General features: G+C 70.0%; 11 protein-coding genes and 2 pseudogenes. 9 read left to right on the top strand and 4 right to left on the bottom strand.

What is annotated here, in order from left to right:
- The 6 genes and pseudogenes from AOK23_RS50885 to AOK23_RS38185 all read left to right on the top strand — a co-directional run.
- Positions 1-201 (top strand): annotated as a pseudogene (locus AOK23_RS50885) (siderophore-interacting protein); the annotation flags it as partial.
- A 2-nt stretch (positions 202-203) separates the two neighbouring features.
- Positions 204-343, top strand: a 140-nt coding sequence (locus AOK23_RS50880) for an SIP domain-containing protein (protein ID WP_240496745.1), incomplete at its 5' end; no start/stop codon positions are given.
- Positions 344-538: 195 nt separating this feature from the next.
- On the top strand, positions 539-2,008 hold the full coding sequence (desA, locus tag AOK23_RS38200; RefSeq protein WP_055717066.1) for a lysine decarboxylase DesA: 1,470 nt from the start codon (positions 539-541) through the stop codon (positions 2,006-2,008).
- Positions 1,989-3,278 (top strand): lysine N(6)-hydroxylase/L-ornithine N(5)-oxygenase family protein, encoded by a 1,290-nt coding sequence (locus AOK23_RS38195; RefSeq protein WP_055717065.1) that lies wholly within the window; start codon positions 1,989-1,991, stop codon positions 3,276-3,278. The genes desA and AOK23_RS38195 overlap by 20 nt, the downstream gene beginning before the upstream one ends.
- Positions 3,275-3,820 (top strand): GNAT family N-acetyltransferase, encoded by a 546-nt coding sequence (locus tag AOK23_RS38190; RefSeq protein ID WP_055717064.1) that lies wholly within the window; start codon positions 3,275-3,277, stop codon positions 3,818-3,820. Before AOK23_RS38195 ends, AOK23_RS38190 begins: the two co-directional genes overlap by 4 nt.
- Positions 3,817-5,589 carry an IucA/IucC family protein gene (locus AOK23_RS38185; RefSeq protein ID WP_055717063.1) on the top strand — a complete coding sequence of 591 codons (1,773 nt, stop codon included), beginning with the start codon at positions 3,817-3,819 and terminating at the stop codon, positions 5,587-5,589. Before AOK23_RS38190 ends, AOK23_RS38185 begins: the two co-directional genes overlap by 4 nt.
- A 233-nt stretch (positions 5,590-5,822) precedes the next feature.
- On the opposite strand, the gene AOK23_RS38180 is transcribed toward AOK23_RS38185, so the two are convergent.
- On the bottom strand, positions 5,823-7,436 hold the full coding sequence (locus AOK23_RS38180; RefSeq protein ID WP_055717062.1) for a beta-N-acetylhexosaminidase: 1,614 nt from the start codon (positions 7,434-7,436) through the stop codon (positions 5,823-5,825).
- Between the two features lie 101 nt (positions 7,437-7,537).
- On the opposite strand from AOK23_RS38180, the gene AOK23_RS38175 reads away from it, so the two are divergent.
- On the top strand, positions 7,538-8,401 hold the full coding sequence (locus tag AOK23_RS38175) for a DUF4429 domain-containing protein (protein WP_055717061.1): 864 nt from the start codon (positions 7,538-7,540) through the stop codon (positions 8,399-8,401).
- 33 nt (positions 8,402-8,434) lie between these two features.
- Here the strand turns inward: AOK23_RS38175 and AOK23_RS38170 are convergent.
- A pseudogene (locus AOK23_RS38170) lies at positions 8,435-8,959 on the bottom strand (metallophosphoesterase family protein); the annotation flags it as partial.
- An 83-nt stretch (positions 8,960-9,042) separates the two neighbouring features.
- On the opposite strand from AOK23_RS38170, the gene AOK23_RS38165 reads away from it, so the two are divergent.
- A complete protein-coding gene (locus AOK23_RS38165) occupies positions 9,043-9,300 on the top strand; it encodes a hypothetical protein (protein ID WP_055521645.1) in 258 nt (85 codons plus the stop codon).
- Positions 9,301-9,352: 52 nt separating this feature from the next.
- Positions 9,353-11,170, top strand: a complete 1,818-nt coding sequence (gene glmS, locus AOK23_RS38160) for a glutamine--fructose-6-phosphate transaminase (isomerizing) (protein ID WP_055521644.1) — start codon at positions 9,353-9,355, stop codon at positions 11,168-11,170.
- 128 nt (positions 11,171-11,298) lie between these two features.
- Here glmS and AOK23_RS38155 read toward each other — a convergent pair whose 3' ends face one another.
- A complete protein-coding gene (locus AOK23_RS38155; RefSeq protein ID WP_055717060.1) occupies positions 11,299-11,862 on the bottom strand; it encodes a GPR1/FUN34/YaaH family transporter in 564 nt (187 codons plus the stop codon).
- A gap of 289 nt (positions 11,863-12,151) precedes the next feature.
- The gene (locus AOK23_RS38150; protein WP_055717059.1) at positions 12,152-12,682 is read right to left on the bottom strand and encodes a universal stress protein; all 531 of its coding nucleotides are present in this window, start codon (positions 12,680-12,682) and stop codon (positions 12,152-12,154) included.
- Positions 12,683-13,068: the final 386 nt, after the last annotated feature.

Here is a 13,068-nt window from a genome sequence, read left to right as displayed (position 1 = left end):
ACGGCGCTGCCCGCCGCCTCGGCGATCCTGGAGTCGCTGCCCGCCGGGATGCCGGCACGGGTCTGGTTGGAGGTCCACCACGCGGGGGACATCCAGGACCTGTCCACCGAGGCCGACGCCGAGATCACCTGGCTGGTGCGCGGCGAGGGCGCGCCGTCCACGCTGGACGCCGTCCGTACCGCCCCGCTGCCGCCCGGCCGGNNTCGCCGGTGAGTCCGGCCGGGTCAAGGAGCTGCGCCGGCATCTCGTGCGGGAGCGCGGGATCGACAAGCGGCGCGTGACCTTCGTCGGGTACTGGCGTGAGGGCCTGACGGAGGAACAGCTGCGCGAGCGCGGCGAGTAGACCCGACGCGCCAACTGCCCGCCGCCCAGGAGTGACTGAAGTGATGACGGTCACGAACGAGGCATGACCTCACTCAACTTAGTTAGGTTAGGCTTCCCTAAACTGAACCGGTGATGCGCCCCTTCTCCTCGCCCATCGGCCCCCACTCCCGCCTCACCGTCCCACCCGGACCGCCCCCGCTCGGAGGACCTCCCCATGCGCTCGCACCTGCTCAATGACACGACCGCGGAGCGGTACCGCCGCACCGTGACCGAAGGCGTGGAGCGGGTGGCGGCCAAACTCGCCACCACCGACCGACCGTTCACCGGTGTCGGCGTCGACGCCCTCGCTCCCGCCATCGAGCAGATCGACCTCGACAAGCCGCTGCACGACACGGCCGCCGTCCTCGACGAACTCGAGGACGTCTACCTCCGGGACGCGATCTACTTCCACCACCCCCGCTACCTCGCCCACCTCAACTGCCCGGTCGTCATCCCGGCCGTGCTCGGCGAGGCCGTCCTGTCCGCCGTCAACTCCTCGCTGGACACCTGGGACCAGTCCGCGGGCGGCACGCTGATCGAGCGGAAGCTCATCGACTGGACCAACGAGCGCGTCGGCTTCGGCCCCGCCGCCGACGGCGTGTTCACCTCCGGCGGCTCGCAGTCCAACCTCCAGGCCCTGTTCCTCGCCCGGGAGGAGGCGAAGCCGGGGCCCGGCGGGTGGCAGGGGCCGGCCGACAACACCCGACTGCGGATCTTCGCCTCCGAGGTCAGCCACTTCAGTGTGAAGAAGTCCGCGAAGCTGCTGGGCCTCGGACAGGACGCGGTCGTCTCCGTCCCGGTCGACGCCGACAAGCGGATGCAGACCATGGCGCTCGCCCGTGAGCTGGAGCGCTGCAAGGCCGAGGGCCTCGTCCCCATGGCCGTCGTCGCCACCGCCGGCACCACCGACTTCGGGTCCATAGACCCGCTGCCCGAGATAGCCGAGCTGTGCGCCCAGTACGGGGCGTGGATGCACGTCGACGCCGCCTACGGCTGCGGACTGCTCGTCTCCCGCAAGCGGCGCGCCCTGCTCGACGGGATCGAGCGGGCCGACTCGGTCACCGTCGACTACCACAAGTCCTTCTTCCAGCCGGTGAGTTCGTCCGCCGTCCTGGTCCGGGACGGGGCGACCCTGCGCCACGCCACGTACCACGCGGAGTACCTCAACCCGCGCCGTATGGTCACCGAGCGCATCCCCAACCAGGTCGACAAGTCCCTCCAGACCACGCGCCGCTTCGACGCGCTGAAGCTGTGGATGACCCTGCGCACGATGGGCGCCGACGGCGTCGGGCGACTCTTCGACGAGGTCTGCGACCTGGCGGAGGAGGGCTGGCGGCTGCTCGCCGCCGACCCGCGCTACGACGTGGTCGTGGAGCCCCGGCTGTCCACGCTGGTCTACCGCTACATCCCCGAGACCGTCACCGACCCGGCCGAGATCGACCGCGCCAACCTGTACGCCCGCAAGGCCCTGTTCGCCTCCGGCGACGCCGTGGTGGCGGGCACCAAGGTGGGCGGCCGCCACTACCTGAAGTTCACCCTGCTCAACCCCGAGACCACGGTCGACGACATCGCCGCCGTGCTCGATCTGATCGCCGGCCACGCCGAGCAGTACCTGGGAGAATCCCTTGACCGCGTCGCTTCCTGAATCCGCCGTGCACGTCCACGACTTCATCGGCATCGGACTGGGACCCTTCAACCTCGGCCTGGCCTGCCTCACCGAGCCCATCGCCGAACTCGACGGGATCTTCCTGGACGCGAAGCCGCACTTCGAGTGGCACTCGGGGATGTTCCTCGACGGCGCCCACCTGCAGACCCCGTTCATGTCGGACCTGGTCACCCTCGCCGACCCGACGTCGCCGTACTCCTTCCTCAACTACCTGAAGGACTCCGGCCGGCTGTACTCGTTCTACATCCGCGAGAACTTCTACCCCCTGCGCGTCGAGTACGACGACTACTGCCGCTGGGCCGCGAACCGGCTGAGCAACGTCCGCTTCGGCACGACGGTCACCGAGGTGACGTACGAGGACGACGTGTACGCCGTACGGACGGCCGGCGGCGACGTCCTGCACGCCCGCAGGCTGGTCCTCGGCACCGGCACCGTCCCCTACCTCCCCGAGGCGTGCGAGGGGCTGGGCGGCGACTTCTTCCACAACGCGCGGTACACGCACCGCAAGACGGAGCTGCTGAAGAAGAAGTCGATCACGATCGTCGGCAGCGGCCAGAGCGCCGCGGAGATCTACCACGAGCTGCTGTCCGAGATCGACGTCCACGGCTACCAGCTCAACTGGGTCACCCGCTCCCCGCGCTTCTTCCCGCTGGAGTACACCAAGCTGACGCTGGAGATGACGTCCCCGGACTACATCGACTACTTCCGCGCGCTGCCCGAGGAGACCCGCTACCGGCTGGAGAAGCAGCAGAAGGGCCTGTTCAAGGGCATCAACTCGGAGCTGATCGACTCCATCTTCGACCTGCTCTACCAGAAGAACGTGACCGCCGGCGGCCGCCCGGTCCCGACCCGGCTGCTCACCAACTCGTCCCTGAACAGCGCCGCCTACCAGGACGGGCGGTACACGCTCGGCTTCCGCCAGGACGAGCAGGGCAAGGACTTCGAGATCGAGACCGAGGGCCTGGTCCTCGCCACCGGCTACCACTACCGGCCGCCGGCGTTCCTCGCCCCGATCCGCGACCGGCTCGTCTTCGACGGCCACGGCCGCTTCGACGTGGCCCGCAACTACGCCGTCGACACCACCGGCCGCGGGATCTTCCTGCAGAACGCGGGCGTCCACACCCACAGCGTCACCTCGCCCGACCTGGGCATGGGCGCCTACCGCAACGCGTCCATCATCCGCGAGCTGCTGGGCACCGAGTACTACCCGGTCGAGAAGACCATCGCCTTCCAGGAGTTCGCCGTATGACCTTCGCCTTCCGCCCCCTGGACCCGCTGAAGGACGCCGAGCTGCTGCACGGCTGGGTCACGCACCCGAAGGCCGCGTACTGGATGATGCAGGACGCCCGGCCGGCGGACGTCGAGCGCACCTACTGGGAGATCGCGGCCGACCCGCACCACCACGCCCTGCTGGGCCTGCGCGACGGCGAGCCCGCGTTCCTCATGGAGAAGTACGATCCGGCCCACCGCGAGCTGGTGGGCCTGTACGAGCCGGAGCCCGGCGACGTCGGCATGCACTTCCTGGTGCCGCCGACGGACACCCCCGTGCACGGATTCACCCGGTCCGTGATCACCGCCGTGATGGCGCACCTCTTCGAGGACCCGGCCACCCGCCGTGTCGTCGTCGAGCCGGACGTGTCCAACACGGCGGTGCACGCGCTCAACGCGTTCGTCGGTTTCGTCCCCGACCGTGAGATCGACAAGCCGGAGAAGCGCGCACTACTGAGTTTCTGTACGCGAGAGCAGTTCTTCGAGAAGCGCGGCCTCGCCGCCCGAGGAGTCCCCGTATGACCCTGTCCGATGCCGTGGCGCACCTGTCCCCCCACCGCTGGGCACGGGCCAACCGCCTGCTCATCCGCAAAGCCCTCGCCGAGTTCGCCCATGAGCGGCTCATCACGCCGGAGGCCACCGCCGACGGCCGCTTCGAGGTCCGCGGCGACGACGGTCAGACCCGCTACGGGTTCACCGCGCGGCGCTACGCCCTCGACCACTGGCAGGTCGACGCCGACTCGATCACCCGTCACCGGGACGGCGTCGACCTCCCCCTCGCCGCCCTGGACTTCTTCATCGAACTGAAGGGGTCCCTGGGGCTCAGCGACGAGATCCTCCCCGTCTACCTGGAGGAGATCTCCTCCACCCTCTCCGGCACCTGCTACAAGCTGACCAAACCGCAGATCCCGGTCACCGAGCTGGTGGACGCCGGCTTCCAGGCCATCGAGACGGGGATGACCGAGGGCCACCCCTGCTTCGTCGCCAACAACGGCCGCCTCGGCTTCGGCGTCCACGAGTACCTGGCGTACGCCCCCGAGACGGCGAGCCCGGTCCGCCTGGTCTGGCTGGCCGCGCACCGCTCCCGGGCGGCGTTCACGGCGGGCGTCGGCATCGAGTACGAGGCGTTCCTGCGGGACGAGCTGGGCGCGGAGACCGTCACCCGCTTCACCTCCGTCCTCACCGACCTGGAACTCGATCCGGCCGACTACCTGTTCATCCCGGTCCACCCCTGGCAGTGGTGGAACAAGCTCTCCGTCACCTTCGCCGCCGAGGTCGCCCAGCGGCACCTCGTGCTGCTCGGCGAGGGCGACGACGAGTATCTGGCCCAGCAGTCCATCCGGACCTTCTTCAACAGCTCCAGCCCCGGGAAGCACTACGTCAAGACGGCCCTGTCCGTCCTCAACATGGGCTTCATGCGCGGCCTGTCCGCGGCGTACATGGAGGCGACCCCGGCGATCAACGACTGGCTGGCCGGGCTGATCGAGAACGACCCGGTGCTGAAGTCGACGGGCCTGTCGATCATCCGCGAGCGCGCCGCCGTCGGCTACCGGCACCTGGAGTACGAGGCCGCCACCGACCGGTACTCCCCGTACCGCAAGATGCTGGCCGCGCTGTGGCGGGAGAGCCCCGTGTCCGGGCTCCAGGAGGGCGAGTCCCTGGCGACGATGGCCTCCCTGCTCCACGTCGACCACGAGGGCAACGGCTTCGCCGCGGCCCTCGTCGAACGCTCGGGCCTGACCCCGACGGAGTGGCTGCGCCGCTACCTGGAGGCGTACCTCACCCCGCTCCTGCACAGCTTCTACGCCTACGACCTGGTGTTCATGCCGCACGGCGAGAACGTCATCCTGGTTCTGAAGGACGGCGTGGTCGAGCGGGCGATCTACAAGGACATCGCCGAGGAGATCGCGGTCATGGACCCGCAGGCGGTGCTCCCGCCGACGGTCGAGCGGCTGCGCGTGGACGTCCCCGACGACAAGAAACTCCTGTCGATCTTCACGGACGTCTTCGACTGCTTCTTCCGCTTCCTCGCCGCCCAGCTGGCCGAGGAGAACGTGTTGGAGGAGGAGGACTTCTGGCGGACGGTCGCCGAGACGGTCCGCGACCACCAGCGGGCGCTGCCGGAACTCGCCGACAAGTTCGCCCAGTACGACTTGTTCGCCCCCGAGTTCGCGCTGTCCTGCCTCAACCGGCTCCAACTGCGCGACAACCGCCAGATGGTCGACCTGTCGGACCCGGCGGGCGCGCTCCAACTGGTCGGCGACCTGAAGAACCCGATAGCGAACCTGTAGCCCCCGGCAAGCCCCCAAGAGCAGACGGGCACCTCGGAGTACGGTCCTCCGAGGTGCCCGTCGCGTGAGGCCGATGAATTGCGGGTGCGGCTGAGTGGGGGCTGGTCGCGCAGTTCCCCGCGCCCCTGAAAGCGACCGGGGAAGCGCCCCGTGCTTTTCAACGGCCACACGCGAGGAAGGCCGGGCCGCAGGCCCAAGCCCGCACCCGCCGACGAGACCCGGACCCCCGCCCCCTACCGCGCGGGCCAGTCCACCTGCGGCGACCGGTGATACCCGATCCCGAGCGCCTCCCACCGCGGCCCCTGGGCAGCGAGCCGCACGCGATACCCCTCCCATCCCAGCGCACCCGCCGGCGACCAGCCCAGCTCGGCCACACCCGGCAGCCTCGGGAACACCATGTGATCCATGTCGGCCGGCGTCACGATCGTCTCCGTCCACAGCGGCGCCTCGACCCCCCGCACTGCGGACTCCGGCACCCCCGCCCCCGCCAGATAGGCGCCCGGATCCCAGTCGTAGGACCGCCGCACCTCCACGTACCCCGCCCAGTCGAGCCCCAGCCGCGTGTCCCTGTCGTACTTCATGTCGAGGTAGATCCGGTCGGCCGGTGAGAGGACGATCCCCGTGCCGTTGCGGGCGGCGGCCGCGACCCGCTCCTTCTCCTCCGGCTTGGTGCCATCGAGGCCCCAGTACTGGGCGAGGGCGCCCCGTGCCGGGGTCGCGCCGGTGAGCTGGTGCCAGCCGACGACGGTCTTGCCGTACCGGGCGACGACCGGCTGCACCCGGTCCATGAACGTCGCGTAGTCCGCATGGCTGGTGGAGTGCGCCTCGTCGCCGCCGATGTGGAGATAGCGGCCGGGGGTGAGCGCGGCCAGCTCCCGCACGACGTCGTCCACGAAGTCGTACGTCACGTCCTTGTCGACGCACAGCGAGCTGAAGCCGACGTCGGTGCCGGTGTAGAGCGGGGGCGCGACGCCGTCGCAGTTCAGCTCGGCGTAGGAGGCGAGGGCCGCGTTGGTGTGGCCGGGCATGTCGATCTCGGGGACGACCTCCAGGTGGCGGGAGGCCGCGTACCGGACGATCTCCCGGTAGTCGGCCTTCGTGTAGAACCCGCCGGGGCCGCCGCCGACCTGGGTGGAGCCGCCGTGGGCGGCGAGCCGCGGCCAGGAGTCGACGGCGATGCGCCAGCCCTGGTCGTCGGAGAGGTGCAGATGCAGCTTGTTGAACTTGTAGAGCGCCAACTGGTCGACGTACCGCTTGACCTGGTCGACGGTGAAGAAGTGCCGGGACACGTCGAGCATGGCCCCGCGCCAGCCGTAGCGCGGGACGTCCTCGACGGTGCCGCCGGCGACCGTCCAGGGTCCCGGCTGCACGGAGTCCTTCTCGACCGCCGACGGCAGCAGTTGGCGCAGGGTCTGTACCCCGTGGAAGAGGCCGGCGGCCGTGCGGGCGGTGATCGTGACGCCGGAGCGGGCGCTGCGCAGCCGGTACCCCTCCTGCCCGAGCGCCGGCTCGTGCGCGGCCAACCGCAGCCGGACATCGCCGCCTTCGCCCCTCGCCCGGTCCGTCACGGGCAGCCGGTAGCCGGTCGACGGCCGCAGGACGCCCGCCAGGTACTCCCCCACCCGGCGCGCCTCGGGGCCACCGTCCACGACGACGCGCGCGCCGCTCGTCAGCCGGTACGGCGTACCCCCGGCCTCGACCCGGGCGGGGGCCGGGATCACCTGCCCGAGGGGGACCGTGGTGACTTCGGCGTTCTCGGACACGGGCGCGGCTCCCACGGCGAAGATCCCGGACACCACGAGCAGCAGCGCACCGAGAAGGCGAGTCGATCTGTGGCGCGGTCTCACAACGTGCTCCCTCCCACAACCGAACGGACGACACCACCATCCCCGCAATGCGCCGCCAGGTCTAGACCATCTCGGTGCACGGCCGGTGAAAGAATCCCCGCATGGCGGAAATCCTGCAGCGGGACGGGTCGTGGACCTTCGACGGTGACACCCTGCGGCTCACGCCGGGCCGCGACAAGAGCGTGAGTCTCCTCCGCAAGACACTCGGTGAACTCTCCGTCCCCCTGGGCGCGTTGGCGGGGATCTCGTTCGAGCAGGGCAGGAGGTCGGGGCGGTTGCGCCTGCGGCTGCGCGACGGCGCCGACCCGCTGCTCCAGGTGACGGGCGGGCGGCTCACCGACGGCAACGACCCGTACCAGCTGAGCGTCGACGCCGAGCGGTACGGGGTCGCCGAGTACGTCGTGGACGAGATACGCAACGCGCTGCTGCTGGACCATGTGCCCGCCGACGCGGTGGGCGCGTATCTGCTGCCGGGCCCGGTCGTCCCGCTCTCCGTCTCCGCCGGGGACGGCACGGCGAGCTTCGACGGCGAGCACGTACACCTGGAGTGGAACTGGAAGACGGAGGACGCGAAGGCGGCGGCCGGACCCCGGACGCTGGCACTGGCCGACATCGCGGCCGTGGAGTGGCAGCCCTCGGTGGGCCTGGAGAACGGCTGTCTGCGCTTCACCGTGCGGAACGCGCCGACCAAGGCGCCGGCCAAGTACGACCCCAACTCCGTGGAGTTGTGGGGCTTCAAGAAGGACCCGCTGATGGCGCTGGTCGCGGCGGCCGTACAGGCCAGGCTGCCGCATCCGTCGAGCGCCGGCGACACCGCGCCGAAGCAGCCCGCGCCCGCCGGCGGCGGGGACGACCACGACGCCCTGCTGCGCCGCCTGCGCGAACTGGGCGAGCTGCACAGGTCGGGTGTCCTCACGGACGAGGAGTTCACGCTGGCCAAGCAGGCGGTCCTCAAGCGCATGTGACACGCCCGGGGACCGCCCGGCGCCCCTGAGGCGTTATTTGGCCCTGCGCGCCACCGTGAAGTGGTCGACCTGCTCGCCGGTCTCGGCGATGCCGCGCACGGTCAGCGTAGTGTGCCGTCCCTTCGGCGCGGGCTTCACGTCCACCCGGAGGAACGAGTAGTCGAGGTAGCGCACCCGCGACCAGGCGACGGTCTCGTTCTGCTTGCCGTCCTTGGTGTTGATGAAGGACGCCACCGACTCGACCTCGTTCTCGTGGCCCTCGTAGGACTGCGGGGCGCTGAACGCGTAGAGGCTGCGGCCGGCCGCGCCCGCCGTGACATAGACCACGCCGTCGCTCTCCGGGTAGGCCGTGCCGCCGATCGGCAGTTTCCTGGCGACCTTGCCCGCCTTGATCACGTCGGTGCGCTCGTACTGGTGGTTGTGGCCGTTGATGACCAGGTCGACCGTGTACTTCTCGAACAGCGGCACCCACTCCTGGCGTACGCCGCCCTCCGAGGCGTGGGCGGTGGAGGTGCAGTAGGCGCAGTGGTGGAAGAAGACCACGATGAAGTCGATGTTCCCCCAAGATTCCACCGCAGGAGTCTGCCCGAAATCGGGCAGGATTCTTGCGAAACGCACGCCCGTACCCCAGGATCTACCGGGTGCACGACGAACTTGTCGATCATCTGACGCGGTCCACGCCCCTGAGCCGGGGCGAGGCACTGCGGGTGATCCAGGACGTGCTCGCGTACTTCGACGAGACGACGGAGGACTACGTCCGTCGCCGCCACCGCGAGCTCCAGGCCCAGGGCCTGGTGAACGCGGCGATCTTCGAAAGGATCGAGGCGGACCTGAAATACCGGGCGGTCGCGCCGCCGGAGCTCACGCTCAGGCAGCTGCGCCGCATCGTCTACGGCTGACGGGAAGGCCACGGACCCGGTCCACACCGACCGAGAAACGGGATACCCATATATGTGCGGAATTGTCGGCTACATCGGCAAGCGTGATGTCGCGCCGCTGCTCCTGGAGGGCCTGCAGCGCCTGGAGTACCGGGGCTACGACTCGGCGGGCATAGTGGTCACCTCGCCCAAGACGGCCGGCCTGAAGATGGTCAAGGCCAAGGGCCGGGTCCGCGACCTGGAGGCCAAGGTCCCCGCGCGCTTCAAGGGCACCACCGGTATCGCCCACACCCGCTGGGCCACCCACGGCGCCCCGTCCGATGTGAACGCCCACCCGCACATGTCGGCCGACAACAAGGTCGCCGTCGTCCACAACGGCATCATCGACAACGCCTCCGACCTGCGGAAGAAGCTGGAGGCGGACGGCGTCGAGTTCCTCTCCGAGACGGACACCGAGGTGCTCACCCACCTCATCGCCCGCTCCCAGGCCACCACCCTGGAGGAGAAGGTCCGCCAGGCGGTCCGCATCGTCGAGGGCACCTACGGCATCGCCGTGATGCACGCCGACTTCAACGACCGTATCGTCGTCGCCCGCAACGGCTCCCCGGTCGTCCTCGGCATCGGCGAGAAGGAGATGTTCGTCGCCTCGGACATCGCCGCGCTGGTCGCCCACACCCGGCAGATAGTGACCCTCGACGACGGCGAGATGGCCACCCTCAAGGCCGACGACTTCCGCACCTACACCACGGAGGGCACCCGCACCACCGCGGAGCCCACCACCGTGGAGTGGGAGGCGGCCTCGTACGACATGGGCGGCCACGACACGTACATGCACAAGGAGATCCACGAGCAGGCCGACGCCGTGGACCGTGTGCTGCGCGGCCGCATCGACGACCGGTTCTCCACCGTGCACCTCGGCGGCCTCAACCTGGACGCCCGCGAGGCGCGCCAGATCCGCCGGGTGAAGATCCTCGGCTGCGGCACCTCGTACCACGCGGGCATGATCGGCGCCCAGATGATCGAGGAGCTGGCCCGTATCCCCGCCGACGCCGAGCCGGCCTCCGAGTTCCGCTACCGCAACGCGGTCGTGGACCCCGACACCCTCTACGTCGCCGTCTCCCAGTCCGGTGAGACCTACGACGTGCTGGCGGCCGTCCAGGAGCTGAAGCGCAAGGGCGCCCGCGTCCTCGGTGTGGTGAACGTCGTCGGCTCGGCGATCGCCCGCGAAGCCGACGGCGGCATCTACGTCCACGCGGGCCCCGAGGTCTGCGTGGTCTCCACCAAGTGCTTCACCAACACGACGGTGGCCTTCGCGCTCCTCGCCCTGCACCTGGGCCGCACCCGTGACCTCTCGGTCCGCGACGGCAAGCGGATCATCGAGGGCCTGCGCAAGCTGCCCGGCCAGATCGCCGAGATGCTGGAGCAGGAGGAGGAGATCAAGAAGCTGGCCCTGGAGTACGCCGAGGCCCGCTCGATGCTCTTCATCGGCCGGGTCCGCGGCTACCCGGTCGCCCGTGAGGCCTCCCTCAAGCTCAAGGAGGTCTCCTACATCCACGCCGAGGCCTACCCCGCCTCCGAGCTGAAGCACGGCCCGCTGGCCCTGATCGAGCCGGCCCTCCCCACGGTCGCGATCGTCCCCGACGACGACCTGCTGGAGAAGAACCGCGCCGCCCTGGAGGAGATCAAGGCCCGCAGCGGCAAGATCCTCGCCGTCGCCCACCAGGAGCAGGAGAAGGCCGACCAGACGATCCTCGTCCCCAAGAACGAGGACGAGCTCGACCCGATCCTCATGGGCATCCCCCTCCAACTCCTCGCCTACCACACGGCGCTGGCCCTCGGCCGGGACATCGACAAGCCGCGCAACCTGGCGAAGTCGGTGACGGTGGAGTAGTCGGGGCCGCTCCGAGGAGCCCCTGACCTCCCGCGCACCGACCGAACGGACCCCCACGTGGTGACACCTCACCCGTGGGGGTCCGCTCATGTCGCCGGGGTCGCCCAACTCCCCGACACCGGCTGCCGTCAACCCGTGGCCGTCACACCCCGTCCGGCAGCCCGCCTGGGAAACGTCGTGGGCCAGTGGGCCAACGCCGCGGTGGCCGCGTACCAGGCCACCAGCCCGCCCACGGCGGCGACCCATCCGCCCGCCTTCGCGAGCCCGCCGCTGTCACCGAAGGACGCGACGGCCAGCAGCAGCATGGCCGCGCACAGCAGCCCGTACGTCGCCCGCGTGAGCGTCGCGGCGCCGGACGCCCCGACCGTCAGGCTCAGCGCGACGAGGGCGAACAGGAGCAGGAACAGCCCCGTCGCGTCGGCGGACCCGAGGTCGCCCACGGACCAGGTGAACCAGAGGGCGCCGAGCCCGGCGTAGGCCGTGCCCGTGAATCCGTCGCGGTCGCGGAAGGCGAGGAGACCGGCGACGAAGAGCGCGACGCCGCCGACATGGGCGGCGAGTGGGCCGGCGTCGGCCTCGGTCAGGCCGTCGATCATCCGGGTGTGCCCGAGACCGAACGCCAACAGGGTCAGTCCGAGAGCGAGTTGGCCGAGAGTCGTGGTGTTGCTTCCCGCGGAGACGTCGTTGTCCACGGCGGGGCTCCCTTCGTGCGTGTGCAGTGGTGCGGCGATCGGGTTATGCCCTTCACAAGGGCACAAACACCTCTACGCGCCAGTAGGTTCACACGCCGGTACACAGGGGACCCGCACGGACCTCAACCCATCCCACCTGCGGGGACCGGGAGTTACGGAAAGGAGGGAGTGCGAAGGAAGGGACGGGAAGGGAGCGGAGTGACGAGGGACCACGGGACGAGGCGCAACGGGACGGCGGACCACGGGACAGCGGGTCTCCGGGGCGGCATGGTCCACGGGGCGGCGCGTTCTACGGGATGACGATGACGGGCCGCTGCGCCCGCTTCGCGAGGCGTCCGGCGACGGAGCCGAAGATCCGCCCGACGAGGCCGTGCGTGGACCCGACGACGATCGCGTCGGCCTCGTACTCCCGCCCCACCTCTTCGAGTTCGTGGCAGATGTCACCGCCGCGCTCGACGAGGATCCACGGAACCTCGGCGAGATAGTCGGCGCAGGCGAGCTCCAGCCCGAGCACCTCGGTGCGGTGATCCGGTACGTCGACGAAGACCGGCGGCTCGCAGCCGGCCCACACGGTCGTGGGCAGCCGGTTGGCGACGTGGACGATGATCAGGCCCGAGCCGGAGCGGCGGGCCATGCCTATGGCGTAGGCGAGGGCGCGCTCACTGGACGTCGAACCGTCGAAGCCGACGACGACGCCGTGCTTGAAGGCGGGATCGCAGCTGGGGCGTGCCTCTTCCGCCGCGAGGGGGTCGGCCGCCGTGTGATCGGCGACGGGACGTCGCTTGCGGTCCGCGGAGTCGAAGAATTCGTGACCGGCCATGGGTGTCTCGGCGTTTGGATCCTCGTGGGTGGGACGACGTGGATGGGACGTCAGTGTGCGGCGGAGCTGTGTCCGGGAATCATCTTCCCAACCCCATACCCCCAAGGGTACGGCCGCACGCCTCCTCCGCGCACCGGCTCCGCGGGGTTCCAGGGAGCATGCACGACCCCCCGCCCGTAACGCAATGGTTGCTGCCACGTACAGCCGGTTCACGCCGCCCGGCCGGGGCGCCGTACGGCCGGAGTGCGCGCCGGGTGGTGCCCGGAGGTCCACCCGAGGGAACGTCGGCAGTGACCGACGGGTCGAACACGCGTTGAACCCCGGTAAGTCAGACCCGAGGGAGTCAGAAGCGAGCAAGCCCGTGTCCGCACCCCGCCCCGCCCGAC

It is taken from the genome of Streptomyces torulosus (genome assembly GCF_001419765.1).
Taxonomy (GTDB): domain Bacteria; phylum Actinomycetota; class Actinomycetes; order Streptomycetales; family Streptomycetaceae; genus Streptomyces; species Streptomyces torulosus.
This window is presented reverse-complemented; position numbering and strand designations above follow the sequence as displayed.

What these genes read in the sequence shown, in the direction of transcription:
- desA (WP_055717066.1), top strand. Translation starts at nt 539, where the DNA reads ATGCGCTCGCACCTGCTCAATGACACGACCGCGGAGCGGTACCGCCGC.
- AOK23_RS38190 (WP_055717064.1), top strand. Translation starts at nt 3,275, where the DNA reads ATGACCTTCGCCTTCCGCCCCCTGGACCCGCTGAAGGACGCCGAGCTG.
- AOK23_RS38185 (WP_055717063.1), top strand. Translation starts at nt 3,817, where the DNA reads ATGACCCTGTCCGATGCCGTGGCGCACCTGTCCCCCCACCGCTGGGCA.
- AOK23_RS38175 (WP_055717061.1), top strand. Translation starts at nt 7,538, where the DNA reads ATGGCGGAAATCCTGCAGCGGGACGGGTCGTGGACCTTCGACGGTGAC.
- glmS (WP_055521644.1), top strand. Translation starts at nt 9,353, where the DNA reads ATGTGCGGAATTGTCGGCTACATCGGCAAGCGTGATGTCGCGCCGCTG.
- AOK23_RS38150 (WP_055717059.1), bottom strand. Translation starts at nt 12,682, where the DNA reads ATGGCCGGTCACGAATTCTTCGACTCCGCGGACCGCAAGCGACGTCCC.